Annotated in this window: 22 protein-coding genes; 10 read left to right on the top strand and 12 right to left on the bottom strand. The window is 55.0% G+C overall.

What is annotated here, in order from left to right; translation table 11 throughout:
• Positions 1 to 32 precede the first annotated feature (32 nt).
• The 4 genes from lpdA to pdhR form a co-directional block, all read right to left on the bottom strand.
• A complete protein-coding gene (lpdA, locus tag SK58_RS20105; RefSeq protein ID WP_003856313.1) occupies positions 33 to 1,457 on the bottom strand; it encodes a dihydrolipoyl dehydrogenase in 1,425 nt (474 codons plus the stop codon).
• A gap of 175 nt (positions 1,458 to 1,632) precedes the next feature.
• Positions 1,633 to 3,528 carry a pyruvate dehydrogenase complex dihydrolipoyllysine-residue acetyltransferase gene (gene aceF, locus SK58_RS20110; RefSeq protein ID WP_017694504.1) on the bottom strand — a complete coding sequence of 632 codons (1,896 nt, stop codon included), beginning with the start codon at positions 3,526 to 3,528 and terminating at the stop codon, positions 1,633 to 1,635.
• Between the two features lie 14 nt (positions 3,529 to 3,542).
• A complete protein-coding gene (gene aceE, locus SK58_RS20115) occupies positions 3,543 to 6,206 on the bottom strand; it encodes a pyruvate dehydrogenase (acetyl-transferring), homodimeric type (RefSeq protein ID WP_003856315.1) in 2,664 nt (887 codons plus the stop codon).
• A 123-nt stretch (positions 6,207 to 6,329) separates the two neighbouring features.
• The gene (gene pdhR / locus SK58_RS20120; protein WP_015572686.1) at positions 6,330 to 7,094 is read right to left on the bottom strand and encodes a pyruvate dehydrogenase complex transcriptional repressor PdhR; all 765 of its coding nucleotides are present in this window, start codon (positions 7,092 to 7,094) and stop codon (positions 6,330 to 6,332) included.
• 537 nt (positions 7,095 to 7,631) lie between these two features.
• Here pdhR and aroP point away from each other — a divergent pair.
• From aroP to SK58_RS20140, 3 genes are all read left to right on the top strand, one after another.
• A complete protein-coding gene (gene aroP, locus SK58_RS20130) occupies positions 7,632 to 9,002 on the top strand; it encodes an aromatic amino acid transporter AroP (RefSeq protein WP_015572685.1) in 1,371 nt (456 codons plus the stop codon).
• 164 nt (positions 9,003 to 9,166) lie between these two features.
• Complete coding sequence (locus SK58_RS20135; protein ID WP_045344466.1) at positions 9,167 to 10,564, top strand: glycoside-pentoside-hexuronide (GPH):cation symporter; 1,398 nt, start codon at positions 9,167 to 9,169, stop codon at positions 10,562 to 10,564.
• A 10-nt stretch (positions 10,565 to 10,574) separates the two neighbouring features.
• Complete coding sequence (locus SK58_RS20140) at positions 10,575 to 11,525, top strand: glycoside hydrolase family 43 protein (protein ID WP_032647256.1); 951 nt, start codon at positions 10,575 to 10,577, stop codon at positions 11,523 to 11,525.
• An 18-nt stretch (positions 11,526 to 11,543) separates the two neighbouring features.
• Here the strand turns inward: SK58_RS20140 and ampE are convergent, their stop codons facing one another.
• Together ampE and ampD are read right to left on the bottom strand one after the other, a co-directional pair.
• Positions 11,544 to 12,398 carry a beta-lactamase regulator AmpE gene (gene ampE, locus SK58_RS20145; RefSeq protein ID WP_003856320.1) on the bottom strand — a complete coding sequence of 285 codons (855 nt, stop codon included), beginning with the start codon at positions 12,396 to 12,398 and terminating at the stop codon, positions 11,544 to 11,546.
• Complete coding sequence (gene ampD / locus SK58_RS20150; RefSeq protein WP_045337999.1) at positions 12,395 to 12,958, bottom strand: 1,6-anhydro-N-acetylmuramyl-L-alanine amidase AmpD; 564 nt, start codon at positions 12,956 to 12,958, stop codon at positions 12,395 to 12,397. Before ampD ends, ampE begins: the two co-directional genes overlap by 4 nt.
• A gap of 87 nt (positions 12,959 to 13,045) precedes the next feature.
• Between ampD and nadC the strand changes: the two genes are divergently transcribed.
• The 4 genes from nadC to hofC all read left to right on the top strand — a co-directional run bounded on the left by nadC (position 13,046) and on the right by hofC (position 17,117).
• Positions 13,046 to 13,939 carry a carboxylating nicotinate-nucleotide diphosphorylase gene (gene nadC, locus SK58_RS20155; RefSeq protein WP_045347230.1) on the top strand — a complete coding sequence of 298 codons (894 nt, stop codon included), beginning with the start codon at positions 13,046 to 13,048 and terminating at the stop codon, positions 13,937 to 13,939.
• Positions 13,940 to 14,113: 174 nt separating this feature from the next.
• Positions 14,114 to 14,551, top strand: a complete 438-nt coding sequence (gene ppdD / locus SK58_RS20160; protein ID WP_015572680.1) for a prepilin peptidase-dependent pilin — start codon at positions 14,114 to 14,116, stop codon at positions 14,549 to 14,551.
• A gap of 12 nt (positions 14,552 to 14,563) precedes the next feature.
• Positions 14,564 to 15,943, top strand: coding sequence for a type II secretion system protein GspE (gene gspE / locus SK58_RS20165; protein WP_047062346.1), 1,380 nt, complete (start codon positions 14,564 to 14,566; stop codon positions 15,941 to 15,943).
• The gene (gene hofC / locus SK58_RS20170) at positions 15,933 to 17,117 is read left to right on the top strand and encodes a protein transport protein HofC (RefSeq protein WP_017383776.1); all 1,185 of its coding nucleotides are present in this window, start codon (positions 15,933 to 15,935) and stop codon (positions 17,115 to 17,117) included. Before gspE ends, hofC begins: the two co-directional genes overlap by 11 nt.
• A 33-nt stretch (positions 17,118 to 17,150) precedes the next feature.
• Here the strand turns inward: hofC and SK58_RS20175 are convergent, their stop codons facing one another.
• Positions 17,151 to 18,194 carry a GMP reductase gene (locus tag SK58_RS20175; RefSeq protein WP_017383777.1) on the bottom strand — a complete coding sequence of 348 codons (1,044 nt, stop codon included), beginning with the start codon at positions 18,192 to 18,194 and terminating at the stop codon, positions 17,151 to 17,153.
• A gap of 228 nt (positions 18,195 to 18,422) precedes the next feature.
• Here SK58_RS20175 and coaE point away from each other — a divergent pair, with 228 nt between their 5' ends.
• From coaE to yacG, 3 genes are read left to right on the top strand one after another with little or no spacing between them, the layout of a single operon-like run.
• Positions 18,423 to 19,043 (top strand): dephospho-CoA kinase, encoded by a 621-nt coding sequence (coaE, locus tag SK58_RS20180; protein WP_048220367.1) that lies wholly within the window; start codon positions 18,423 to 18,425, stop codon positions 19,041 to 19,043.
• The gene (gene zapD / locus SK58_RS20185) at positions 19,043 to 19,786 is read left to right on the top strand and encodes a cell division protein ZapD (protein WP_017383779.1); all 744 of its coding nucleotides are present in this window, start codon (positions 19,043 to 19,045) and stop codon (positions 19,784 to 19,786) included. Before coaE ends, zapD begins: the two co-directional genes overlap by 1 nt.
• Positions 19,787 to 19,795: 9 nt before the next feature.
• Positions 19,796 to 19,990, top strand: coding sequence for a DNA gyrase inhibitor YacG (gene yacG / locus SK58_RS20190; protein ID WP_015572675.1), 195 nt, complete (start codon positions 19,796 to 19,798; stop codon positions 19,988 to 19,990).
• A gap of 34 nt (positions 19,991 to 20,024) precedes the next feature.
• On the opposite strand, the gene mutT is transcribed toward yacG, so the two are convergent.
• The 5 genes from mutT to ftsZ all read right to left on the bottom strand — a co-directional run bounded on the left by mutT (position 20,025) and on the right by ftsZ (position 26,193).
• On the bottom strand, positions 20,025 to 20,417 hold the full coding sequence (gene mutT / locus SK58_RS20195) for an 8-oxo-dGTP diphosphatase MutT (protein ID WP_026080649.1): 393 nt from the start codon (positions 20,415 to 20,417) through the stop codon (positions 20,025 to 20,027).
• A gap of 57 nt (positions 20,418 to 20,474) precedes the next feature.
• Positions 20,475 to 23,180, bottom strand: a complete 2,706-nt coding sequence (gene secA / locus SK58_RS20200) for a preprotein translocase subunit SecA (RefSeq protein ID WP_015572673.1) — start codon at positions 23,178 to 23,180, stop codon at positions 20,475 to 20,477.
• Positions 23,181 to 23,238: 58 nt separating this feature from the next.
• Positions 23,239 to 23,742: a secA translation cis-regulator SecM gene (gene secM, locus SK58_RS20205; RefSeq protein WP_032103219.1), complete on the bottom strand. Its 504-nt coding sequence runs from the start codon at positions 23,740 to 23,742 to the stop codon at positions 23,239 to 23,241.
• Between the two features lie 280 nt (positions 23,743 to 24,022).
• Positions 24,023 to 24,940: a UDP-3-O-acyl-N-acetylglucosamine deacetylase gene (gene lpxC, locus SK58_RS20210; protein ID WP_003856337.1), complete on the bottom strand. Its 918-nt coding sequence runs from the start codon at positions 24,938 to 24,940 to the stop codon at positions 24,023 to 24,025.
• Positions 24,941 to 25,041: 101 nt separating this feature from the next.
• A complete protein-coding gene (gene ftsZ / locus SK58_RS20215) occupies positions 25,042 to 26,193 on the bottom strand; it encodes a cell division protein FtsZ (RefSeq protein ID WP_003856338.1) in 1,152 nt (383 codons plus the stop codon).
• Positions 26,194 to 26,211 lie beyond the last annotated feature (18 nt).

Here is a 26,211-nt window from a genome sequence, read left to right on the forward strand (position 1 = left end):
GGCCTCAGGCCGCTTTTTTCATCTGAAGAAACTTATTTCTTCTTCGCTTTCGCGTTTGGCAGGTCGGTGATGCTACCTTCAAACACTTCTGCCGCCAGGCCCACGGACTCGTGCAGAGTCGGGTGAGCGTGGATGGTCAGCGCGATGTCTTCCGCGTCACAGCCCATTTCGATAGCCAGACCGATTTCACCCAGCAGCTCGCCGCCGTTGGTACCGACAATCGCACCACCGATCACGCGGTGAGTCTCTTTGTCGAAGATCAGTTTGGTCATACCGTCTGCGCAGTCGGACGCGATAGCACGGCCAGAAGCAGCCCACGGGAAGGTGGCGGTTTCATAGCTAATGCCTTTCTCTTTCGCTTCTTTCTCAGTCAGACCGACCCATGCAACTTCTGGCTCGGTGTACGCGATAGATGGGATCACTTTCGGATCGAAGTAGTGCTTCATGCCGGCGATAACTTCAGCGGCAACGTGACCTTCGTGAACACCTTTGTGCGCCAGCATTGGCTGACCGACGATATCGCCGATAGCAAAGATGTGCGGCACGTTGGTGCGCAGCTGTTTGTCAACGCGGATGAAGCCACGGTCGTCCACTTCCACGCCAGCTTTGCCCGCGTCGAGGTTTTTACCGTTCGGCACACGACCGATAGCCACCAGCACGGCGTCGTAACGCTGTGGTTCGGAAGGGGCTTTTTTGCCTTCCATGGAAACGTAAATACCGTCTTCTTTCGCTTCAACGGCAGTCACTTTGGTTTCCAGCATCAGGTTGAATTTCTTGCTGATGCGTTTGGTGAAGACTTTAACGATGTCTTTGTCGGCAGCCGGGATAACCTGGTCGAACATTTCAACCACGTCGATCTCTGAACCCAGCGCATGGTACACGGTACCCATTTCCAGACCGATGATACCGCCGCCCATAACCAGCAGGCGCTTAGGAACGGTTTTCAGCTCCAGCGCATCGGTGGAATCCCACACGCGTGGATCTTCATGTGGAATGAATGGCAGTTCGATTGGGCGAGAGCCTGCCGCGATGATCGCGTTGTCGAAGTTAATCACGGTCTTGCCGTTTTCGCCTTCCACTTCCAGGGTGTTCGCACCGGTGAATTTACCCAGACCGTTTACCACTTTCACTTTACGGCCTTTGGCCATACCCGCCAGACCGCCGGTCAGCTGAGTGATAACTTTCTCTTTCCAGGTACGAATTTTGTCGATGTCGGTTTTCGGCTCGCCGAAGACGATACCGTGTTCAGCCAGCGCTTTGGCTTCTTCGATAACTTTCGCTACGTGCAGCAGCGCTTTAGAAGGGATACAGCCGACGTTCAGACAAACACCGCCGAGGGTGCTGTAACGTTCTACGATGACGGTTTCCAGACCTAAATCCGCGGCGCGAAATGCTGCGGAGTAACCTGCCGGGCCTGCCCCAAGTACTACGACCTGAGTTTTGATTTCTGTGCTCATCATGACCTCTTAATGTATACCCGTCGTCCACCGGGTCGTTCTATCCGCCCGTATTTTACAAAATTGTTAACAATTTTGAAACAACAAACGGCTCACGAATTATCGCTTTCACCAATAACCTCAAAAACCCCATGAGATTATCAGAAAAAAGCCGGCCGACTGGCCGGCTTTTCGATTACATCACCAGGCGGCGAATGTCGCTCAGCATGTTGTTGATGATGGTGATGAAACGCGCACCATCAGCCCCGTCGATCACGCGGTGGTCGAAGGACAGAGAGATTGGCATCATCAGACGCGGCACGAACTCTTTGCCATTCCACACCGGCTCCATCGCGGACTTGGACACACCGAGGATAGCCACTTCCGGCGCGTTCACAATCGGCGCGAAGTGGGTGGTACCCAGGCCGCCGATGCTGGAGATAGTGAAGCAGCCGCCCTGCATTTCGCCGGCAGTCAGCTTACCATCACGCGCTTTTTTGGAGATGGTGGTCAGTTCACGGGACAGCTCAGTGACGCTCTTCTTGTTCACGTCTTTGAAGACCGGAACAACCAGACCATTTGGCGTATCAACCGCAACACCGATATTGATGTACTTCTTCAGCGTCAGCTTCTGGCCGTCTTCGGACAGGGAGCTGTTGAAGCGAGGCATCTGCTCAAGGGCAGCGGCAACCGCTTTCATGATGAAGACCACTGGAGTGAACTTCACGTCCAGCTTACGCTTCTCAGCTTCGGCGTTCTGCTGTTTACGGAACGCTTCCAAATCTGTGATATCGGTCTTATCGAAGTGGGTAACGTGCGGGATCATTACCCAGTTACGGCTCAGGTTAGCACCCGAGATTTTCTGGATACGGCCCAGTTCCACTTCTTCGATTTCACCGAACTTGCTGAAGTCCACTTTCGGCCATGGCAGCATGCCCGGGATACCGCCACCGGCAGCAGCAGGTGCAGCTTCGGCGCGTTTCACCGCATCTTTCACGTAAGCCTGAACGTCTTCGCGCAGGATACGGCCTTTACGACCAGTGCCCTTCACTTTCGCCAGGTTCACACCGAATTCGCGCGCCAGGCGACGAATCAGCGGAGTCGCGTGGACGTAAGCGTCGTTTTCAGCGAACTCAGATTTTTCTGCTTTAGCAGCAGGGGCAGCAGCCGGTTTAGCAGCCTGAGCCGGTGCAGCAGCCGGTGCCGGAGCAGCCGCGGCAGCTGGAGCGGCGGCAGGTGCTGCGCCTTCCACTTCGAAGACCATGATCAGAGAGCCGGTAGATACTTTGTCGCCGGTGTTGATTTTGATCTCTTTAACGGTACCGGCGAACGGCGCAGGCACTTCCATAGAAGCTTTGTCGCCTTCAACGGTGATCAGTGACTGTTCAGCGGCAACTTTGTCGCCCACTTTTACCATCACTTCGGTCACTTCAACTTCGTCACCGCCGATGTCCGGTACGTTAACGTCTTTCACGCCGCCAGCAGCCGCTGGTGCAGCAGCCGGAGCCGGAGCAGCTTCCGCTTTCGCTGGAGCCGCAGCGCCTTCAGCGCCCGCCACTTCGAAAATCATGATCAGGGAACCTGTAGACACTTTGTCGCCGGTGTTGATCTTGATCTCTTTAACGGTACCCGCGAACGGTGCCGGCACTTCCATAGAGGCTTTGTCGCCTTCTACGGTGATCAGTGACTGCTCGGCCGCAACAGTATCGCCCACTTTCACCAGGATTTCAGTGACTTCAACTTCGTCACCGCCGATGTCAGGCACGTTCACTTCTTTCGCTGCCGCGGCCGCTGCTGGAGCAGCAGCAGGTGCGGCTTCTTTCTTCTCTTCCTGCGCAGGTGCAGCAGCTGCTGCACCGTCGGCGGAATCGAAAATCATGATCAGTTTACCGGTCTCGGTTTTATCGCCAACAGAGACTTTGATCTCTTTAACGATGCCAGCCTGAGGAGACGGGACTTCCATAGAAGCTTTGTCGCCTTCTACGGTGATCAGCGACTGTTCAGCTTCAACTTTGTCGCCCACTTTGACCAGGATCTCGGTGATTTCAACTTCATCAGCCCCGATGTCCGGTACATTGATTTCGATAGCCATTATTCTTTTACCTCTTACGCCAGACGCGGGTTAACTTTATCTGCATCGATGTTGAATTTGGTAATTGCGTCTGCAACCACTTTCTTATCGATTTCGCCACGTTTAGCCAGTTCGCCCAGTGCTGCTACTACCACGTAGGAAGCATCAACTTCGAAGTGGTGACGCAGGTTTTCGCGGCTGTCAGAACGACCGAAGCCGTCAGTACCCAGTACGCGATAATCATCAGCTGGAACGTAAGTACGAACCTGCTCAGCGAACAGTTTCATATAGTCAGTAGACGCCACCGCTGGCGCGTCGTTCATCACCTGAGCGATGTACGGAACGCGTGGGGTTTCCATTGGGTGCAGCATGTTCCAGCGCTCACAATCCTGGCCATCACGCGCCAGTTCAGTGAAGGAGGTAACAGAGTACACATCGGAACCCACACCGTAGTCTTTCGCCAGGATCTGCGCTGCTTCACGAACGTGACGCAGGATAGAACCGGAGCCCAGCAGCTGAACTTTACCTTTGCTACCTTCGATGGTTTCGAGTTTGTAGATACCTTTACGGATACCTTCCTCGGCACCTGCTGGCATTGCCGGCATGTGGTAGTTTTCGTTCAGGGTGGTGATGTAGTAGTAAATATTCTCTTGCGCTTCACCGTACATGCGCTGCAAGCCGTCATGCATGATGACTGCCACTTCGTACGCGTAAGACGGGTCGTAAGAGATACAGTTAGGGATAGTCAGAGACTGAATGTGGCTGTGACCATCTTCGTGCTGTAGACCTTCACCGTTCAGGGTCGTACGACCAGAAGTACCACCGATCAGGAAGCCGCGAGCCTGCTGGTCGCCTGCCTGCCAGCACAGGTCACCGATACGCTGGAACCCGAACATGGAGTAGTAGATGTAGAACGGGATCATCGGCAGGTTGTTGGTGCTGTAAGAAGTCGCAGCAGCCAGCCAGGATGCGCCTGCACCCAGTTCGTTGATACCTTCCTGAAGGATCTGACCTTTCTCGTCTTCTTTGTAGTATGCAACCTGCTCACGGTCCTGCGGGGTGTACTGCTGACCGTTCGGGCTGTAGATACCGATCTGACGGAACAGACCTTCCATACCGAAAGTACGCGCTTCGTCGGCGATGATTGGAACCAGACGATCTTTGATCGACTTGTTCTTCAGCATCACGTTCAGGGCACGAACGAAAGCGATAGTGGTAGAGATCTCTTTGTTCTGCTCTTCCAGCAGCTGAGAGAAATCTTCCAGCGCTGGCAGTTCCAGCTTCTCGGTGAAGTTAGGCTGACGAGCAGGCAGGTAGCCTTTCAGCGCCTGACGACGTTCGTGCAGGTACTTGTGCTCTTCAGAACCTTCCGGGAAGGTGATGTAAGACAGTTTTTCTACCTGCTCATCGGTCACTGGAACGTTGAAACGGTCGCGGATATAACGCACGCCGTCCATGTTCATTTTCTTAACCTGGTGAGCGATGTTTTTACCTTCTGCGGTATCACCCATGCCGTAACCTTTAATGGTGTGGGCCAGGATCACAGTCGCTTTACCTTTGGTTTCACGCGCTTTTTTCAGTGCAGCGTAAACTTTCTTCGGATCGTGACCACCGCGGTTCAGCGCCCAGATCTGCTCGTCAGTCCAGTCTGCAACCAGGGCTGCGGTTTCAGGATATTTGCCGAAGAAGTGCTCACGAACGTAGGCACCGTCTTTGGATTTGAAGGTCTGGTAGTCGCCGTCAACGGTTTCGTTCATCAGCTGGATCAGTTTACCGCTGGTGTCTTTGCGCAGCAGCTCATCCCAACGACCGCCCCACATCACTTTGATCACGTTCCAGCCAGCACCTGCGAAGATGCCTTCCAGTTCGTTGATGATCTTGCCGTTACCGGTTACCGGACCATCCAGACGTTGCAGGTTACAGTTGATGATGAAGCACAGGTTGTCCAGCTTCTCACGGGTCGCGATGGTGATCGCGCCTTTAGATTCTGGCTCATCCATTTCACCGTCGCCCAGGAAGGCGTAAACGGTCTGCTCAGAGGTGTCTTTCAGACCACGGTGTTCCAGGTACTTCAGGAATTTAGCCTGATAGATCGCACCGATTGGACCCAGACCCATAGATACGGTCGGGAACTGCCAGAACTCAGGCATCAGTTTAGGGTGCGGGTAAGAAGACAGACCCTTACCGTGAACTTCCTGACGGAAGTTGTTCATCTGCTCTTCAGTCAGACGACCTTCCAGGAAGGCACGTGCATAGATGCCCGGAGAGATGTGGCCCTGGAAGTACACCAGATCGCCGCCATCTTTCTCGTTAGCTGCACGGAAGAAGTGGTTGAAGCACACTTCGTAAATGGTCGCAGAAGACTGGAAGGACGCCATGTGGCCACCCAGTTCCAGGTCCTTCTTGGATGCGCGCAGAACGGTCATGATGGCGTTCCAGCGGATAGCAGAACGGATACGGCGTTCCAGATCCAGATTGCCCGGGTATTCCGGTTCGTCTTCGACGGCAATCGTGTTTACGTAGTTGCTAGCCCCTGCACCTGAAGCCACTTTCACGCCGCCTTTGCGTGCTTCTGAAAGCAGCTGATCAATCAGATACTGAGCGCGCTCAACACCTTCTTCACGGATGACCGATTCGATCGCCTGTAGCCAGTCGCGAGTTTCGATCGGATCCACGTCATTTTGGAGACGTTCTGACATGGGGGTATTCCTTATCTATCTAATACGTTGATTTGTCTGGAACCTGTCCCATTGTATTTTCGCCAGAAAACACAATAAGACAGGTTCTGCGTTTAGTTGCCGCGCTCTAAAAGTACCTGGCGCTTAATCCTTTCGTTGCTGTATGCGGCGTAATGAACGTTCGCGACGCGATTGTTCACGGCTGCGGTCCAGCAAGATTTCCTCAATGAAAGCCAGATGGCGGTGCGACGCTTCGCGCGCCTGCTCCGGTTCCCCGGCCATTATCGCCTCGAATACTCGGGTGCGATGGTTGCTTACCAGCGGGAGCATCTCCCGACGGGCATACAACAATTCAAAATTCTGACGAACGTTCTGGGCCAGCATCGGCTCCATGCAGCGTAGCAGATGGAGGAGCACCACGTTGTGCGCCGCTTCGGTGACGGCAATTTGATACTGGACGACGGCATTGGACTCGGCGTCTAAATCGCCGGACTGCTGTGCCCGTTCAATGGCCTGATGCAGCTCGCGAATACGTACGCGGTCTTCATCAGTGCTGCGAAGGGCGGCGTAATAAGCCGCGATACCTTCCAGCGCGTGACGGGTCTCAAGCAGATCAAACTGGGATTCTGGGTGGTCAGAGAGAAGTTCTACCAGCGGGTCGCTGAAGCTCTGCCACAGGCTGTTTTGCACAAAGGTTCCGCCACCCTGGCGACGGAGCAACAGGCCCTTTGCTTCGAGACGTTGAATCGCCTCACGCAGAGAGGGGCGTGAAACGTCGAACTGTTTTGCCAGCTCGCGTTCTGGCGGGAGTTTCTCGCCCGGGCGCAGTGTCCCTTCGAGAATCAAAAACTCCAGCTGCTGCTCAATCACATCGGAAAGTTTTGGTTGGCGAATTTTGCTGTAGGCCATATTCCCTGTCTTACGCCTTTTTGCCCGGAGTCAATTGGTCTTACCAATTTCATGTTCGTATCGCTAAAGTAACAAAGTATTCACCTTCTGTCCATATTGGTTTTGATTGAAATCAGTAAACCCGGCACATTTTAACAACCTTACAGAACTAACGTTTCAGGAATGTAACTTTGCACAAATGAAATGGTTACTACCAAAGAGGCAGTTTTAACCATAATGAAACGAGGGTTTTTGCAATCTGAAGCGATTCAACAAGGCAAAAAATGAAAATTCGCCCTCTTCTGACGCATTTCTATTCTATAGGTTGGGGTATGAGGGGTTAACGTACCGATTTACAATTGGTTTCTTTTTATTCAAGTCGTCTTCATCCCTTCATAAAGCAGGTGCATTCGCTGGCACTTACCACTATTCTTGCGCTAACGGAAGCCATCTCCGCTTTTTTCGGTATCGTTAACCGTAAAGAAATAAATACAGAATATGGACTTTCATAATTACACACGCACAGCGTGAACATAACAACCACACACGAGGTTTCAAATGGAAGCTCAACAGCATGGCGATCAGCTAAAGCGCGGCCTTAAAAACCGCCATATTCAGCTCATCGCCCTGGGCGGTGCTATTGGTACTGGCCTGTTTCTGGGCAGTGCATCGGTTATCCAGTCGGCCGGTCCGGGCATTATTCTGGGGTACGCGATTGCGGGTTTTATTGCATTTCTGATTATGCGCCAGTTAGGTGAAATGGTTGTTGAGGAGCCGGTCGCAGGCTCATTCAGCCACTTCGCCTATAAATACTGGGGCAGCTTCGCAGGTTTCGCCTCGGGGTGGAACTACTGGGTTCTGTACGTTCTGGTTGCCATGGCCGAGCTGACCGCCGTTGGGAAATACATTCAGTTCTGGTACCCGGAGATCCCCACCTGGGCATCTGCGGCGGCCTTCTTCGTCATTATCAATGCCATTAACCTGACCAACGTAAAAGTGTTTGGTGAGATGGAGTTCTGGTTTGCCATCATCAAAGTGATTGCCGTTGTAGCGATGATCATCTTCGGCGGCTGGCTGCTGTTCAGCGGCAACGGCGGTCCGCAGGCCACCGTGCGCAACCTTTGGGAGCAAGGCGGGTTCCTGCCGCACGGCATGACCGGTCTGGTGATGATGATGGCAATTATCATGTTCTCCTTCGGCGGTCTGGAGCTGGTGGGCATCACCGCCGCGGAAGCCGACAACCCGGAGCAGAGCATCCCGAAAGCCACTAACCAGGTTATCTACCGTATTCTGATCTTCTATGTGGGCTCCCTGGCGGTCCTGCTCTCCCTGCTGCCATGGACGCGCGTGACGGCGGATACCAGCCCGTTTGTGCTCATCTTCCACGAGCTGGGCGACACCTTCGTGGCGAACGCGCTCAACGTCGTGGTGCTGACCGCCGCGCTCTCCGTTTATAACAGCTGCGTTTACTGCAACAGCCGTATGCTGTTCGGCCTGGCGCAACAGGGCAACGCACCGAAAGCGCTGCTTACCGTTGATAAGCGTGGCGTACCGGTTAATACCATCATCGTGTCGGCGGTCGTGACGGCGCTGTGCGTTCTGATTAACTACCTGGCACCGGAATCTGCCTTCGGTCTGCTGATGGCGCTGGTGGTTTCCGCGCTGGTGATTAACTGGGCGATGATTAGCCTCGCGCACATCAAGTTCCGCCGCGCCAAGCACCAGCAGGGCGTAACCACGCGCTTCCCTGCCCTGCTCTATCCGCTGGGGAACTGGGTTTGCCTGCTGTTCATGGCAGCTGTGCTGGTCATCATGCTCATCACCCCAGGCATGGCGATTTCCGTCTACCTGATCCCGGTCTGGATTGCGATCCTCGGCGTGGGCTATATGGTGAAACAGAAAAATGCCAAAACGGTGAAAGCGCACTAAGTGTTTTCTCGCTGTACTCGCGGTTGCGGGTACAGCGTCTTGTTACCTTCCTCACAAATTCGCGCCCACAGCAAAATCCTCCATATCACCGCCTTTATATTGCAACGCATATATTCGTTTGCCAGCGAATAATTCTCTCCATACCGAAACCCGGAGAGCTGTCGATGAATAACAACAAACTGTCAGTAAAAGAAAAGATCGGCTATGGCATGGGTGACGCCGGATGCAACATTATCTTTGGCGCCATCATGTTATTTGTTAACTACTTTTATACGGATATTTTTGGTCTGGCTCCTGCACTGGTTGGCGTTTTACTCCTGTCCGTACGCGTCATTGATGCCGTCACGGACCCAATTATGGGCGCGATTGCCGACCGTACCCGCAGCAAATATGGCCGGTTTCGTCCATGGCTGCTGTGGATTGCCTTCCCCTACGCGCTGTTCAGCATCCTGATGTTTACCACGCCTGACTGGAGCTATAACAGCAAAGTTATCTATGCCTTTGTCACCTACTTCCTGCTGTCGCTGACCTATACCGCCATCAACATTCCGTACTGTTCGCTCGGCGGCGTGATCACCAACGACCCGAAGGAGCGCGTTGCCTGCCAGTCCTACCGTTTTGTTATGGTTGGTATCGCCACGCTGCTGCTGTCGCTAACGCTCCTGCCGATGGCCGACTGGTTCGGTGGGGATAACAAAGCCAAAGGCTACCAGATGGCAATGACCGTGCTGGCGCTGATTGGAACCTGTATGTTCCTGTTCTGCTTCGCCACCGTGCGCGAGCGCGTGCGTCCGGCGGTGCAAACTCATGACGAACTGAAAAACGACCTGAAAGACGTGTGGAAGAATGACCAGTGGGTGCGGATCCTGCTGTTAACGCTGTGCAACGTCTGCCCTGGCTTTATCCGCATGGCGGCCACCATGTATTACGTCACCTGGGTCATGGGGCAAAGCACCCATTTCGCCACGCTGTTTATCAGCCTGGGCGTGGTCGGCATGATGTTCGGCAGTATGCTGGCGAAAGTGCTGACCGACCGCTGGTGTAAGCTGAAGGTCTTCTTCTGGACCAACATCGTGCTGGCGATTTTCTCCTGCGCCTTTTACTTCTTCGACCCGAAAGCGACGACAACCATTGTCGTGCTCTACTTCCTGCTGAACATTCTGCACCAGATCCCGTCACCGCTGCACTGGTCGCTGATGGCCGACGTGGACGACTACGGTGAATGGAAAACCGGGAAACGCATCACCGGGATCAGCTTCTCCGGCAACATCTTCTTCCTGAAGCTGGGTCTGGCGATTGCCGGGGCAATGGTCGGCTTCCTGCTCTCCTGGTACGGCTACGACGCGGGCGCAAAAGCGCAGAGCGCGGATGCCATCAACGGGATCGTGCTGCTGTTTACCGTCATTCCCGGCATTGGATACTTAATTACCGCGGGCGTAGTACGTCTGCTGAAAGTGGACCGTGAGACCATGAAGCAGATCCAGTCCGATCTGGAAAAGCGTCGCACCAACTATCGCGAGCTGAACGATTATCAGGAACTCAAAGCCGCTGAGACTAAATAAGGAAAGCCGAATGCAAACCTGGCCAAACCCGTTTATTGAACAACGCGCCGACCCGTATATCCTGCGTCACGATGGGCAATATTACTTTATCGCCTCCGTGCCGGAGTACGATCGGCTGGCGATCCGCCGCGCGGACTCGCTGGAAGGTTTACGCGATGCCGAAGAGGTGATTGTCTGGCGCAAGCCCGACACCGGCCCGATGAGCCAGCTGATCTGGGCACCGGAGCTGCATCATATCGACGGCAGGTGGTACATCTATTTTGCCGCCACGCATACCCAGGCGCTCGATCAGCTCGGGATGTTCCAGCATCGCATGTTTGCCATTGAATGTGCAGATCGCGATCCGCTCACCGGTACGTGGGTGGAAAAAGGGCAAATCAAAACCCCGTTTGACACCTTCGCGCTGGATGCCACCACCTTTGTTCATCAGGGTAAACGCTGGTATCTGTGGGCGCAAAAAGCCCCGGACATTTCCGGTAACTCCAATCTTTACCTGTGTGAAATGGAAAATCCGTGGACGCTGAAAGGCGAGCCGGTGATGCTCAGTAAACCGGAATATGACTGGGAGTGCCGTGGGTTCTGGGTCAACGAAGGCCCGGCGGTGCTGTTCCATGGCGATAAGCTGTTTATCAGCTATTCCGCCAGCGCCACCGACGAGAACTACTGCATGGGATTACTGTGGGCAGACCTGAATGCCGATCCGCAAAACCCGGCTAACTGGCATAAATCCCCGCGCCCGGTGTTCGTCACCAGCTACGAAAACCGTCAGTATGGGCCAGGCCATAACAGCTTTACGCAGACGCCGGAAGGCGAAGATATGCTGGTCTACCACGCGCGAAACTACACTGAAATTGAAGGCGATCCGCTTTACGATCCCAATCGCCATACTCGCCTGAAACTCGTCCGCTGGAACGAAAACGGGATGCCTGACTTCGGCATCCCGCCTGCGGATACGCCGTAACAGCTTCGGCGCGCTGGCTTAGACCAGCGTGCCGTAAATCGTCAGCAGCGCCACAATCACCACCACCACAAAGGATGTTTTCTTCGCCATCGAGACGGCAGCTTTTGGCGTTGCGACTTTGTCCGTGTGCGGCTCACGCGCCAGCGAGAACTGTGCCAGTCGGGTTAAAACCTGATACTGCGAGGTATGGCGGTCTGCAAGGGAGACAAACCACGCGGGCAGCGCCTTTTCACCGTGACCGATGAGGGCATAGACCACGCCTACCAGACGCACCGGAAGCCAGTCGAGCACGTGCAGGATGGCATCAATGCCGGACTGTAGACGTTCATGCGGCGTAAGATAGCGGGCAAGCCAGGTCTGCCAGGCGCGCAGGAACGCATAACCCATCAGCAGTACCGGCCCCCAGGGTCCACCCACCACGAACCAGAACAGCGGCGCCAGGTAGTAACGGAAGTTGATCCACAGCAGCGCGTTTTGCAGCTCCCGCAGAAACTCGCGTTCATCGCAGTCCGGCGGTACGCCGTGGATCATCGTCAGCTCGCTCGCCATCGCGCCGCGCGCGTGGGCATCATCCCGGGAAGCGGCTTTCAGATACGCGTGATAGTGCAAACGCACCTTGCCCGCGCCAATACACAGCACGCCGAGCAGGATCCACACCACCAGCAGCGGCACGTTGAAAAAGAGGCCGTAAAGCGAGCGCAGCAACAGGAACGTAATCGCCATCACGCCTGCCGCCATCAGCAGCGTGCGCAGCATGGAAAAATGCCTGATGCGGCGGAATAACACCTCCAGCCGATGATCCAGATGCCAGTGCTCGCCGAGCTTAAACAGGCGTTCAGCGATCATAACCAGCAGCATGGTAAACAACGTCATGTTATCTCCTTATCTGACGACGTGGTAAGCATGGCGTGAAACCGGGCCCAGTCAAACGCCGGGCCGGGGTCGGTTTTTCTTTCGGGGGCGATGTCGCTGTGCCCTGTAATATTGTCTGCAATGGCGGGATAGCGCCCGATTAACGTTTGCGTTACAGCAACCAGTTTCTCATATTGCGCATCGGTGTAAGGCGCGGTGTCCGTTCCTTCCAGTTCAATTCCAATGGAGAAATCATTGCACCGCTCGCGTCCCTGATACATCGACACGCCGGCATGCCAGGCACGCTTATCAAAAGGAACATACTGAACCACTTCGCCATCACGACGGATCAGACAGTGCGCCGATACGCGCAGATGCGCAATCTCAGCAAAGAAGGGGTGGGCATCGGGATCTATCGTTCCAGTGAATAACGCATCGATCCACGGACCGCCAAACTCACCCGGCGGGAGACTAATATTGTGAACCACCAGCAGTGTGGGCTTTTCATCCTCCGGGCGGCAGTCGTGGTGCGGCGACGGTACATGCCGCGCGTCCACCAGCCATCCGTTTTCTAACAACATGCTGGAACTCCTTATCTATGGTGCTGTTACTCGGTTCAGAGTAGCATGTTTCAATATTATGATTCGTTACCAATTTGGAGTTTTATCATGCCGCCTCGCCGCTATAACCCCGACCACCGACGTGACGCGCTTCTGGAACGTATTAATAGTGATATCCCGGCAAGCGTTGCCCATGCCCTGAAAGAAGATCTCGGCGGCGACGTCAGCGCCGATAACGATATTACCGCCCAATTGTTGCCAAAAGAGACGCGCTCGCATGCGGTGATCATCACCCGCGAAGCGGGAGTCTTCTGCGGAAAACGCTGGGTTGAGGAGGTCTTTACCCAGCTGGCAGGCGACGAGGTGCAGGTAACATGGCACGTTGAAGACGGTGATGCGGTCACGGCGAATCAGCCACTGTTCGAGCTGGACGGCCCGTCCCGCGTCTTGCTGACCGGTGAACGCACCGCGCTCAATTTTGTGCAAACGCTCTCTGGCGTTGCCAGTGAAGTACGCCGCTACGTTGACCTGCTGGCAGGCACCCGCACGCAGCTGCTGGATACCCGTAAAACCCTGCCGGGCCTGCGCACCGCGCTGAAATACGCGGTACTCTGCGGTGGCGGCGCCAACCATCGTCTGGGGCTATCCGATGCCTTCCTGATCAAAGAGAACCACATTATTGCCTCTGGCTCGGTGCGTCAGGCCGTGGAAAAAGCCTTCTGGCTACATCCGGATGTGCCGGTCGAAGTGGAAGTGGAAACGCTGGAGGAGCTGAACGAGGCCATTAAAGCGGGGGCTGACATCATCATGCTCGATAACTTCGACACGGAGCAGATGCGTGAAGCGGTCAAACGCACAAACGGCCAGGCGCAGCTTGAGGTGTCCGGCAACGTGACGTTCGACACCATCCGCGAATTTGCTGAAACCGGCGTCGATTACATCTCCGTTGGCGCCCTGACCAAGCACGTCCGCGCCCTCGACCTCTCGATGCGCTTCAAATAAATTATCCTCCCCTCTCCGCCCGGAGAGGGGAAATACGAAACCGCTCGCAATTACGCTGTCCTTCTCTGCAACACTGAATCATTTCCCTGAAAGCCCCTTCACGTTCACGCTTTTGTCCCTCGTTTCTGCATGCTGGCACTGCCACAGTAGCGCCACTTAACGTAAGGAGCAGACATGAACAGACAACAAGGATTTACCCTGATTGAGCTAATGGTGGTCATTGGCATTATTGCCATCCTGAGCGCCATTGGCGTTCCGGCCTATCAGAACTACCTGCGAAAAGCGGCGCTCACCGATATGCTGCAAACGTTCATCCCCTACCGCACCGCCATTGAGCTTTGCGCCCTGGATCGTGGTGGTGTGGATAGCTGCGACGCAGGCACCAATGGCATCCCCTCCCCGACAACCACACGTTACGTTTCAGCGATGAGCGTGGCAAAGGGGGCCGTATCGTTAACAGGGCAGGAAAGCCTTAACGGACTTGAAGTGCTCATGACACCGATCTGGAGCGACGGTAACGGTATGACGGGCTGGACGCGTGACTGCAAAATTGCGTCCGACACGGCGCTCAGACAAGCCTGTGAAGATGTTTTCCGCTTCGACAACAACTGACAGGAGTGGACAATGAATACCGAACAGCTAATGACGCTCTGTCAGCGCCATCACGCACTGCTACTCGCAAGCGACACCGATATGATCAGCATTGCGGTGGTGGGTAATCCTGCCTCTGAGCTGATGGAAGCGTTACGCTTCGCCACGCAGAAGCGTATTGATATTGAGTGCTGGACGGCAGAACGGATGGAAAAACGGCTTCAGTCCGTCTCATCATCACACCTGCCGGGCATAGCGCCAAACTCAGCCGCTGACGTGCTCAGTACAACCTTGCAGCAGGCAGTAAACCAGCGGGCTTCTGACATCCATATTGAACCGACGGAGCACGGCTACCAGATCCGTTTGCGAATCGACGGTGTTCTCTACCCGCAACTGCCGATCTCTGCCGCCCTCGGGACGACGCTTGCCGCACGTCTGAAGGTGCTGGGTCAACTGGATATTGCGGAGCGCCGCCTGCCGCAGGACGGCCAGTTTACGGTGGAGCTGGCAAGCGTCCCCGTCTCTTTTCGTATCGCAACCCTTCCCTGTAGTGGTGGAGAAAAAATCGTGCTTCGTCTGCTTCACCAGGTACAGCAGGCACTGGAGCTTGAACAGCTGGGGATGAGCGCAGATCAGCAGGCCCGTTTTGCCGGGGCGCTTAACAGCCCTCAGGGGTTGATTCTGGTCACCGGCCCGACCGGTAGCGGGAAAACAGTGACGCTGTACAGCGCGTTACAGGCGCGAAATACCCCTGACGTCAATATTTGCAGCGTGGAAGATCCCGTTGAAATCCCGCTTGCAGGCTTAAACCAGACGCAGATTAATCCGCGTGCGGGGCTGACCTTCCAGAGCGTGCTGCGTGCCCTGCTCAGGCAGGATCCTGACATCATTATGGTGGGTGAAATTCGTGACGGCGAAACGGCAGAAATTGCCATTAAGGCGGCGCAAACCGGACATCTGGTGCTGTCCACCCTCCATACTAACTCGACGACTGAAACGCTGGTACGGCTGCAACAGATGGGCGTCGCGCGCTGGATGATCTCTTCGGCGCTCTCGATGGTGATTGCCCAGCGACTGGTGCGCCGTTTATGTCCGTACTGCCGACAGGAAGCCAGCCGCCACACCGAATTACCCCGCACGCTGTGGCCCCGGCCGCTTCCTCGCTGGCAACCCACCGGCTGCGATCGCTGCTACCACGGTTTTTATGGTCGCGTAGCTATTTTTGAAGTGCTCGTCATCGACGACACGCTGCGGCAGGCCATCGCCAGCGGAGCAAACACGGAGGTGATTGGGTCCAGCGCTCGTCAGGCGGGAATGACCTCTTTGTTTGAGCATGGCTGCATGGCCGTAGAGCAAGGGCTGACCACGCTCGAAGAGCTGTTGCGCGTCCTGGGAATGCCCGATGGCTGCTAATTCGCTCTGGCGCTGGCGTGCCCTGAACACCGAGGGGGAGGTGCAAACCGGCACCCTCTGGGCCATCGACCGTGGCGCAGCTTACACGGCTCTGGTGCTTAAACAACTGCACCCGCTGGCGCTAAAACGCTGTCAGCAGCGCCAGCGATGGCAGGTGCAGCACTGCTACGATATTTTTCGCCAGCTCGCCACGCTGCTACAGGCTGGACTCACGCTATCCCAAAGCCTGCACATGCTGGCGGAACAGCATCCTTTGCAGCACTGGCAGGCGCTGCTGCACAGTCTTGCTGATGACCTGAGCGAAGGTTGCGCCCTGTCAGAGGCCATGAAGAAATGGCCAGAGGTGTTTAGCCCTCTTTATGTCTCAATGGTGAAGACGGGTGAGCTGACGGGTAAGCTCGAAGCCTGCTGCCGTCAGCTTGCGCAGCAACAAAAATCCCAGCAGCAGCTCAGTGCGAAGGTGAAGAAAGCGCTGCGCTATCCGCTGATCATCCTGACGCTGGCCGTTTTCGTGGTGCTGGCGATGGTCACGCTGGTTTTGCCTGAGTTTGCTGCAATCTACAAAACGTTCAACACCCCGCTCCCTTTGCTCACGCAGGCAGTCATAGGGCTGGCGGCCTTGGTTCAGGCGCATATCCTCACCCTTTTGACCCTGCTCGTGGCAATGGTTGTCATCGCCTGTAAGCTGCGGCGGCATCCACGCTGGCAGTATGTTTTGTTACACGTACCGGTTATGGGCACGCTGACGCGCGGGCAAAAACTGGGACAGATTTTTACCGTGCTGTCATTAACCCAGCAGGCCGGAATTGCCTTTTTACAAGGACTGGAGAGTGTGGAGGAGACCGTTGAGAGGGGCTACTGGCAGGAGAAACTCCGTGAGATACGCAGCGATATCGAACAGGGGATGCCCGTGTGGTCCTCCTTCCAGAAGGCCTCTGTTTTTACGCCACTGTGTATTCAGCTCATTCGCACCGGAGAAGTGTCGGGTTCACTGGATGTGATGCTGATGAATCTGGCCCGCCACCATACGGAACAGACATTTCAGCAGGCAGACAATCTGGCGGCGCTTCTTGAGCCTTTGCTACTGGTCGTGACGGGTCTGATTATTGGCACGCTGGTGGTGGCAATGTATTTGCCGATTTTCCATCTGGGGGATGCAATGAGCGCGGGGTAACGCTGGCGCACGGACGCGCGCCAGCCGTAGCCGTCAGAGGCTATTGAATACGCGGTTTTCCTGCTCCTGAACGCGGATAAACGTCGTGCGTTTCGTCAGCTCTTTCAGGCGGGAAGCACCAACGTAGGTGCAGGCAGAACGCAGACCGCCGAGGATATCGCGCGCCGTGTTTTCGACCGGACCACGCAGTGGCAGCTTAACGGTTTTGCCTTCCGCCGCACGGTATTTCGCGACACCGCCCACGTGACGGGTCATCGCGGATTCAGAGCTCATTCCGTAGAACAGCATGAATTTCTCGCCGTTCTCTTCTACCACGGTACCGCCGCTCTCTTCGTGGCCAGCCAGCATGCCGCCGAGCATCACGAAATCCGCGCCGCCGCCGAAGGCTTTCGCGACATCGCCTGGCATGGTGCAGCCACCGTCGCTGATGATCTGGCCGCCCAGACCGTGCGCAGCGTCAGCGCATTCAATTACCGCAGACAGCTGCGGATAACCCACACCGGTTTTCACGCGCGTGGTGCAAACGGACCCCGGGCCAATGCCAACTTTTACAATGTCGGCCCCGGAGAGGATCAGCTCTTCACACATTTCACCGGTCACCACGTTGCCCGCGATGATGGTTTTGGTTGGCCAGGCCTCACGTGCCTTGCTGACGAACTGAACGAAATGCTCGGAATAACCATTTGCCACGTCAATGCAGACAAAATTCAGCGCTGGATTGGCGTTCAGGATCTGTTTGGTTTTCTCGAAATCTGCATCAGAGGTACCGGTCGAGACCATCACATGCTTCACCACGTCAGCCGAGGCGGAGGCGACAAACGCATCCCACTCTTCAGCGCTGTAGTGTTTGTGTACCGCAGTAAGGATGTCGAATTGCGCCAGTGCGGTCGCCATCTCGAAGGTTCCGACGGTGTCCATGTTGGCCGCGATAATCGGCACGCCAGACCACGTCTGACCGGAATGCTTAAAGGTGAATTGACGTTCGAGTTCAACGTCTGAGCGACTTTTCAGTGTAGAGCGTTTAGGGCGGATAAGAACGTCTTTGAAACCTAACTTCAGATCTTCTTCGATACGCATGTGCGGATTCCTGGGGTTAGAGGCAAATATATTAAAAGCACAACTCCAGTGACGCTATCATACGCACTAATACCTGCTCCGCAAGACTGCGAAATTCTCTTTTTTTACGCTACAATCCTATAAATTTACCTGGTAAAAAGCGGGTAAAGAGAGCTAAACATTGGCTGTTGTAAGTTTGAATTTTAAGCAACTGATTTTAAAACTGAATAATTCCCAGGATCTGATTTAATGGGGTATATCGTCGCATTAACCGGCGGCATCGGTAGTGGTAAAAGCACCGTTGCGCACGCGTTTGCTCGTCTCGGCATCACGATTATCGACGCCGATATCATTGCCCGTCAGGTGGTAGAACCCAATACACCCGCCTTAAACGCCATCGAAGCGCATTTTGGTCGCCGTGTGATACAGGCTGACGGCACCCTGAATCGTCGGCAGCTGCGTGAGTGCATATTTTCCGATCCAGTGGAAAAAGCCTGGCTTAATGCCCTGCTCCACCCCATTATCCACCAGGAAACTCAGCGTCAGATTGCCGCAGCCCTTTCGCCCTATGTGTTGTGGGTGGTCCCGTTACTGGTGGAAAATCAGCTTCAAAATAAAGCAGACAGAACGCTGGTGATTGACGTTTCCCGCGAAACGCAAATCCAGAGAACCATGGCGCGTGACCATGTTTCTCGCGAGCATGCTGAACAAATTCTTGCCGCACAGGCCACGCGCGAAGCGCGCCTCGCCATTGCGGATGATGTTATTGATAATAACGGCGCACCAGATGCCATTGCATCGGATGTTGCTCGTCTGCACGCGCAGTATCTGACCTTCGCCGCGCAGGCCGTTGCACAGGAAAAACCATAATGTCGACTCATATCCTTTTTGAGCACCCGCTTAACGAAAAAATGCGTACCTGGCTACGCATAGAATTTCTTATTCAACAGCTTTCACAACATCTGCCTGTCAACGATCACGCCACGGCGCTGCATTTTTTCCGCAACGTGGGCGATCTGCTGGATGTGATTGAACGCGGCGACGTCCGCACTGAGCTGTTGAAAGAGCTGGAGCGCCAGCAGCGTAAATTACAGGCCTGGGCCGAAGTACCGGGCGTGGATCAAAGTCGAATTGACGCTTTACGCAAGCAGCTGAAAAACAGCAGCACGACCCTGATGGCCGCGCCGCGCGTTGGCCAGTTTTTACGAGAGGATCGTCTGATTGCGCTGGTGCGCCAGCGCCTGAGCATACCGGGCGGATGCTGTAGCTTTGACCTGCCAACGCTGCATATGTGGCTGCACATGCCGCAGGAACAGCGCGATCGCCAGGTGAACAGCTGGCTGGGCAGCCTGGAGCCGATGAATCAGACGTTATCCCTGATCCTCGATCTTGTGCGTAACTCTGCCCCGTTCCGCAAACAAACCAGTCTCAACGGTTTCTATCAGGATAACGGCGACGACGCCGATCTTCTGCGCCTGAACCTGTCTCTTGGCGAGCAGCTTTACCCGCAAATTTCCGGACATAAAAGCCGTTTCGCGATCCGCTTTATGCCGCTGGACAGTGAACATGGCACCGTGCCGGAACGCCTCGATTTTGAACTGGCCTGTTGTTAAGGAGTGCCAATGTCTGACGTAACCACCGTAAACTGCCCAACCTGTGGGAAAACTGTCGTCTGGGGAGACGTAAGTCCATTTCGCCCATTCTGCTGTAAGCGCTGTCAGCTTATAGACCTGGGCGAATGGGCGGCGGAAGAGAAACGCATTCCGAGCGAAGGCGATCTCTCGGATAGCGATGACTGGAGCGAAAACCAGCAGTAACGTTCAAAGCCTGCTGGCGCGTCGCTTAGCAGGCCTACGGTTGTGCGGCCAGCCGGAGGATCACAGGCTCATTGGCAGGCGGGAATTTTTCCGCATCACTGGCCTGAAGCTCAATCCAGTTACCCGGCTGCCCCTCTTTTCCCCACGGCTCACCTTCCCAGTTTTCAACCAGCCAGAACCACAGCGTGATGTGACGATCCGGAAACTGGTACTCCAGCTTATCGAACAGCGTTGCGCCAAGCGGGGTGATCCCCACCTCTTCCTGAAGCTCACGCACCAGCGCCTGCTCCGGCGTTTCACCTGATTCGATTTTTCCGCCGGGGAATTCCCATTTGTTGGCCATGTGCGCATCGGCGGCACGTTGGGTAATGAAGATCTGATTTTGCGGGTTGCGAATGATCCCGACAGCAATTTGCAGTGTTTTCATCATGTCACTTCCATAAAAAAGGCGCAGATATCTGCGCCTTTTCAGTTTGTTATGTTCTTAACTCAGACGGCCGTGGCACGCCTTGTATTTTTTGCCGGAACCGCATGGGCACGGATCGTTACGACCGACTTTACGATCGCCCGTCTGCGCTGCGATTGCCGCTGCGGCTTCGCTTTCATCGGTCTGATGGCTCAGCTGCTGCATCTGTGCCAGACGCTCAGCTTCTTCACGACGCTGCTGCTCCATCGCTTCCACTTCTTCCGGCATACGCACCTGAACTTTGCTCAGGGTGCTGATGACTTCATACTTCAGCGACTCCAGCATGGCAGCAAACATGGAGAAGGATTCACGCTTGTACTCCTGCTTCGGATCTTTCTGCGCATAACCACGCAGATGGATACCCTGACGCAGGTAGTCCATTGCCGCCAGGTGCTCTTTCCACAGGGAGTCCAGGGTCTGCAACATTACGCCTTTCTCAAAGTGACGCATCATCTCTGCGCCAACCACTTCTTCCTTACGCTTGTAGACGTCCAGCGCGGTTTCGTAGATACGCTCGCGAAGGGTCTCTTCGTGCAGCTCAGGCTCTTTGTCCAGCCACTCTTTGATTGGCAGTTCGAGATCGAAGTCGTTTTTCAGACGTTCCTGCAAACCTTCGATATCCCACATCTCTTCCAGAGACTGTGGCGGAATGTGCGCGTCGATAGTGGCTTTGAACACATCTTCGCGAATGCTGTTGATGGTTTCGCTCACGTCGGACACGTCCAGCAGTTCGTTACGCTGGGTGTAGATCGCACGACGCTGGTCGTTGGCAACGTCATCATATTCCAGCAGCTGCTTACGAATATCGAAGTTGCGGCTTTCTACTTTACGCTGGGCGTTGGCAATCGCTTTGGTAACCCACGGGTGCTCGATCGCTTCGCCAGGTTTCATGCCCAGTTTACGCATCATGCCGGACACACGGTCAGAGGCGAAAATACGCATCAGCGCATCTTCCATAGACAGATAGAAGCGGGAAGAACCGGCATCACCCTGACGACCTGCACGACCGCGCAGCTGGTTATCGATACGACGAGATTCATGACGCTCGGTACCAATGATGTGCAGACCACCGGATGCCAGCACCGCGTCATGACGCACCTGCCAGTCGGCTTTGATCTGCGCGATTTGCTCTGGGGTTGGGTTTTCCAGCTCCGCCACTTCGGCCTGCCAGCTACCGCCGAGCATAATATCGGTACCACGACCCGCCATGTTGGTGGCGATGGTTACGGCAGCCGGGTAACCGGCCTGCGCAACGATATCTGCTTCTTTAGCGTGGAACTTGGCGTTCAGAACGTTGTGTTTGATGCCTGCTTTGGTCAGCTCGTTGGATACCACTTCGGATTTCTCGATGGAGATGGTCCCCACCAGTACCGGCTGGCCCTTCGCGGTACGTTCGCGAATATCTTCAATGATCGCCTGAATTTTTTCCGCTTCAGTCATGTATACCAGGTCCGGCATATCCTTACGGATCATCGGACGGTTGGTAGGTACTACCACGGTATCCAGCTTATAGATGGAGCTGAACTCAAACGCTTCGGTATCTGCGGTACCGGTCATCCCCGCCAGCTTCTCGTACAGACGGAAGTAGTTCTGGAAGGTGATGGATGCCAGCGTCTGGTTTTCGTTTTGAATATCCACGCCTTCTTTCGCTTCCACGGCCTGGTGCAGGCCATCGGACCAGCGACGTCCCTGCATAGTACGGCCGGTGTGTTCATCGACGATGATGACTTCGCCGTCTTTAACAATGTAGTCAACGTCGCGGGTGAAAAGGGCGTGCGCGCGCAGTGCGGCCGTTACGTGGTGCATCAGCATGATGTTGCTCGGGGAGTACAGAGACTCGCCCTCTTCCATAATGCCTTCAGCCACCAGCAACTCTTCGATTTTCACCAGGCCGCGTTCGGTCAGGTTGACCTGACGCGCTTTTTCATCCACGGAGAAGTGACCTTCCCCCTGGAAAGTATCGGAGTCTTCTTTCTCCTGACGCAGCAGGTGAGGAATGATTTTGTCGACTTTACGGTACATCTCGGAGCTGTCTTCGGCCGGGCCGGAGATGATCAGCGGGGTACGCGCTTCATCGATCAGAATGGAGTCAACCTCATCCACCAGCGCATAGTGCAGTTTACGCTGGACGCGCTCTTCCGGGCTGAACGCCATGTTGTCGCGCAGGTAGTCGAAGCCGTATTCGTTGTTGGTGCCGTAGGTGATATCTGCGTTATAGGCTTCACGCTTGGCAGGTGCCGGCAGGCCGGACATGTTAATGCCCACGGTCATGCCGAGGAATTCGAACAGTGGACGGTTGTTTTCTGCGTCGCGCTGCGCCAGATAGTCGTTGACGGTAACAACGTGAACGCCCTTACCCGTCAGCGCATTCAGGTAAGCCGGCAGCGTTGCCGTCAGGGTTTTACCTTCACCGGTACGCATTTCCGCGATGCAGCGCTCGTTGAGCACCATCCCGCCCAGCAGCTGCACGTCGAAGTGACGCATGCCGAACACGCGTTTACTGGCCTCACGTACAACGGCGAAGGCTTCCGGGATCAGGCTTTCTAAGGTTTCACCTTTCTCCAGACGCGCACGGAACTCCGCGGTTTTCGCTTTCAGCTCATCATCAGTGAGCTTCTCCATCGCCGGTTCCATACCGTTGATGACGTTCACAGCTTTGCGCATGCGGCGCAGGGTACGATCGTTACGACTACCAAAAACTTTGGTTAACAATTTGATTAGCATAATAAATTCTCAAACGCCCCAGTCGGGCAGATAAATTAAGGTATTGAAAAAGGTTAATTTAGCTGAGGCGTTGAGGCCCGGCACGGATGCCGTGAACCTGGCTAATCCATGTCGAAACAGAGAAGGATGCAGGGGAAACAAAATCCGTTTGCGCCGTCTGATTTACGGTCACTGGCGGCTGGTTGTCCTGCGTCAGCAGCGCATTAAGCGTATCGAGCAGGGCAAGATGCTGAGCCTGAACCGGCAGCGTTTCTTCCGCAACAGGCATCGTCTGCGGCGCCATCGCGAACGACAGATGGCGGATGACCGTGCGAATCGCGTGCTGCTGCCAGTAATCAACGGAGAAATTGGGACGGCGGCTGGCTTCAAGCCATGCGAGATTAGTGAAGTTAACCCGTGTGGTGAGATCGTGTTTGGTCGTCGTGGAACGTGCTGGCGTGGCCGCGTCTGCGCTGTTGCTGAGCACAGGCAAGCCGAAACTCGCCGCGACCATCCCCAATAAGAGATGCGGCCAGAAGTAACGTCTGCCAAATTGTCGCCAGCGCGTCAGTATTCCGCTCACTTGCTCCACCACGTTCGCCCGCCAGTGCAGGCTGAGTTCAGTTATTCTTTTTTAGCGCCCAGATATTACCACTAAAGCCAATACACGGCAGCAGGAATGACACCTTGCAGCAGGTAAAAACGGTCAATAATGCAGCGAACACACCGTTATTCGGCACCCGACACAGGCCAGGGGTGAGGGGGACAAATTAAAGAAGGGCAGAAATAAAAACGACTGGCTTCCCTGGTCGGAGAGAGTACCAGGTGAACCAGTCGCTTTTCTTACGAAACGGCTTTAACCGTTACGCCAGGACCATAGTCGGGGCTTTGAACGCCAGCGGCAGTTCAGCTTCGTCTTCGAAGGTCACATATTCCCAGGCTTCCTGTTTTGCCAGGACGGCCTGCAACAGTTTGTTGTTCAGTGCATGACCGGATTTAAACGCGGTAAATGCACCAATGATGTTGTGACCACACATGAAGAGGTCGCCGATCGCGTCCAGCATTTTGTGACGAACAAATTCATCTTCAAAACGCAGGCCGTCTTCGTTCAGTACGCGATAATCGTCAACAACGATGGCACAATCGAAGCTGCCGCCCAGGCACAGGCCGCGGGATTGCAGATATTCGATATCACGCATAAAGCCGAAGGTACGTGCTCGGCTGATCTGACGCATGAACGCATCCGCAGAGAAGTTCATCGCATAGCGCTGGGTGCTGGAGTCAATCGCCGGATGGTTAAAATCGATGGTGAAATCCAACGAGAAACCATTGTACGGTTTGAATTCAGCCCATTTGTCGCCATCTTCGACGCGAACGGTCTCTTTAATGCGAACAAATTTCTTCGCGCAGTTCAGTTCTTCGATGCCGGCATCCAGCAACAAATAAACGAACGGAGCAGCACTCCCGTCCATGATCGGGATTTCTGGCGCATCGACTTCAACCATAATGTTGTCGATACCCAGACCCGCCAGGGCGGCGTTCAGGTGCTCTACGGTAGAAATCCGCACGTCATGCTCGTTCACCAGACAAGTACAGAGCATAGTATCACGCACAGATTTGGCATCGGCCGGAAAATCTACCGGTGGATTCAAGTCGGTGCGACGATAGATGACCCCGGTATTGGCCGGCGCAGGGCGTAACGTCAGTGTGACTTTCTTGCCGGTATGTAAACCGACACCCGTCGCCTGAACGATACGTTTAAGTGTCCTTTGTTTGATCATCGTATAATCTCGCCAAATTAACTATCCAACCGAGAGTGTATATCACTAACGGTGGGCCAGTTTAGCACAAAGAGCGCAAATCCCCAAATTCCAGCCAATTCTTAGTCAGCTTGCTTACGCAGGAACGCCGGGATATCCAGATAATCTGGCTCTTTTGCCGTTTGTGGAGTCGGGTCGTTCACCACTTTCGCCGCCGGTTTTTGCTCCTGAGTCAGAGGCGCCATACCGTGCTGCTGGTAACGATCCATAACCGGCTGCTGAGTCTGTTTGTTGGTCACCAGGGTGATCTCAGGACGCTTGTCCATACCGATACCGGTGGCCACAACGGTCACACGCAGTTCGTCGTTCATTTCCGGATCAAGGGACGTACCGATAACAACGGTCGCGTTGTCAGAGGCGAACGCACGGATGGTGTTACCCACGGTTTCGAACTCATCCAGACGCAGGTCAAAGCCAGCGGTAATGTTGACCAGCACGCCGCGCGCGCCAGACAGATCGATATCTTCCAGCAGTGGAGAAGAGATCGCCATTTCAGCGGCTTCTTCCGCACGGTCTTCGCCGCTCGCCACGCCAGAGCCCATCATCGCGTAGCCCATCTCGGACATCACGGTGCGAACGTCTGCAAAGTCAACGTTCATCAGACCTGGACGGGTAATCAGTTCAGCAATACCCTGAACCGCGCCTTTCAGCACGTCGTTTGCCGCGCCAAAGGCGTCCAGCAGAGAGATACCGCGACCCAGCACTTTCAGCAGCTTGTCGTTCGGGATGGTAATCAGAGAGTCCACGTGCTTGGACAGCTCGGTGATACCCTGCTCCGCGAAAGCCATACGCTTTTTACCTTCAAAGTTGAAAGGCTTGGTCACGACAGCAACGGTCAGAATACCTAAATCTTTAGCGACTTCCGCAACAACGGGTGCTGCACCGGTACCTGTACCGCCGCCCATACCCGCTGCGATGAAGACCATGTCTGCACCGTCCAGTGCAGCGCGCAGCGCTTCACGATCTTCTTCTGCCGCGTTGCGGCCCACTTCCGGGTTAGCCCCTGCTCCCAGACCTTTGGTGATGCCACCACCGATCTGAATCGTCTGGCCAACAGCCGTTTTACGCAGCGCCTGCGCATCGGTGTTCACCGCGAAGAATTCAACACCTTCGATGCGCTCGCGCACCATGTGCTCTACGGCGTTACCGCCGCCGCCACCGACGCCGATGACTTTAATCACCGCGTCGTTGGTTAATTCCATAGGTTCAAACATAATCTCTCTCTCCGTTGT

This window comes from Enterobacter sp. BIDMC93, assembly GCF_001037805.1.
GTDB lineage: Bacteria > Pseudomonadota > Gammaproteobacteria > Enterobacterales > Enterobacteriaceae > Enterobacter > Enterobacter hormaechei_C.

Bases quoted from the DNA above. Each gene is read 5' to 3' on its own strand.
- hofC (WP_017383776.1), top strand. From the start codon at position 15,933: ATGGCTGCTAATTCGCTCTGGCGCTGGCGTGCCCTGAACACCGAGGGG.
- nadC (WP_045347230.1), top strand. From the start codon at position 13,046: ATGCCGCCTCGCCGCTATAACCCCGACCACCGACGTGACGCGCTTCTG.
- secA (WP_015572673.1), bottom strand. From the start codon at position 23,180: ATGCTAATCAAATTGTTAACCAAAGTTTTTGGTAGTCGTAACGATCGT.
- mutT (WP_026080649.1), bottom strand. From the start codon at position 20,417: ATGAAAACACTGCAAATTGCTGTCGGGATCATTCGCAACCCGCAAAAT.
- ampE (WP_003856320.1), bottom strand. From the start codon at position 12,398: ATGACGTTGTTTACCATGCTGCTGGTTATGATCGCTGAACGCCTGTTT.
- ppdD (WP_015572680.1), top strand. From the start codon at position 14,114: ATGAACAGACAACAAGGATTTACCCTGATTGAGCTAATGGTGGTCATT.
- SK58_RS20175 (WP_017383777.1), bottom strand. From the start codon at position 18,194: ATGCGTATCGAAGAAGATCTGAAGTTAGGTTTCAAAGACGTTCTTATC.
- coaE (WP_048220367.1), top strand. From the start codon at position 18,423: ATGGGGTATATCGTCGCATTAACCGGCGGCATCGGTAGTGGTAAAAGC.
- pdhR (WP_015572686.1), bottom strand. From the start codon at position 7,094: ATGGCCTACAGCAAAATTCGCCAACCAAAACTTTCCGATGTGATTGAG.
- yacG (WP_015572675.1), top strand. From the start codon at position 19,796: ATGTCTGACGTAACCACCGTAAACTGCCCAACCTGTGGGAAAACTGTC.
- aroP (WP_015572685.1), top strand. From the start codon at position 7,632: ATGGAAGCTCAACAGCATGGCGATCAGCTAAAGCGCGGCCTTAAAAAC.
- lpxC (WP_003856337.1), bottom strand. From the start codon at position 24,940: ATGATCAAACAAAGGACACTTAAACGTATCGTTCAGGCGACGGGTGTC.
- SK58_RS20140 (WP_032647256.1), top strand. From the start codon at position 10,575: ATGCAAACCTGGCCAAACCCGTTTATTGAACAACGCGCCGACCCGTAT.
- ftsZ (WP_003856338.1), bottom strand. From the start codon at position 26,193: ATGTTTGAACCTATGGAATTAACCAACGACGCGGTGATTAAAGTCATC.
- aceE (WP_003856315.1), bottom strand. From the start codon at position 6,206: ATGTCAGAACGTCTCCAAAATGACGTGGATCCGATCGAAACTCGCGAC.
- lpdA (WP_003856313.1), bottom strand. From the start codon at position 1,457: ATGAGCACAGAAATCAAAACTCAGGTCGTAGTACTTGGGGCAGGCCCG.
- gspE (WP_047062346.1), top strand. From the start codon at position 14,564: ATGAATACCGAACAGCTAATGACGCTCTGTCAGCGCCATCACGCACTG.
- zapD (WP_017383779.1), top strand. From the start codon at position 19,043: ATGTCGACTCATATCCTTTTTGAGCACCCGCTTAACGAAAAAATGCGT.
- aceF (WP_017694504.1), bottom strand. From the start codon at position 3,528: ATGGCTATCGAAATCAATGTACCGGACATCGGGGCTGATGAAGTTGAA.
- ampD (WP_045337999.1), bottom strand. From the start codon at position 12,958: ATGTTGTTAGAAAACGGATGGCTGGTGGACGCGCGGCATGTACCGTCG.
- SK58_RS20135 (WP_045344466.1), top strand. From the start codon at position 9,167: ATGAATAACAACAAACTGTCAGTAAAAGAAAAGATCGGCTATGGCATG.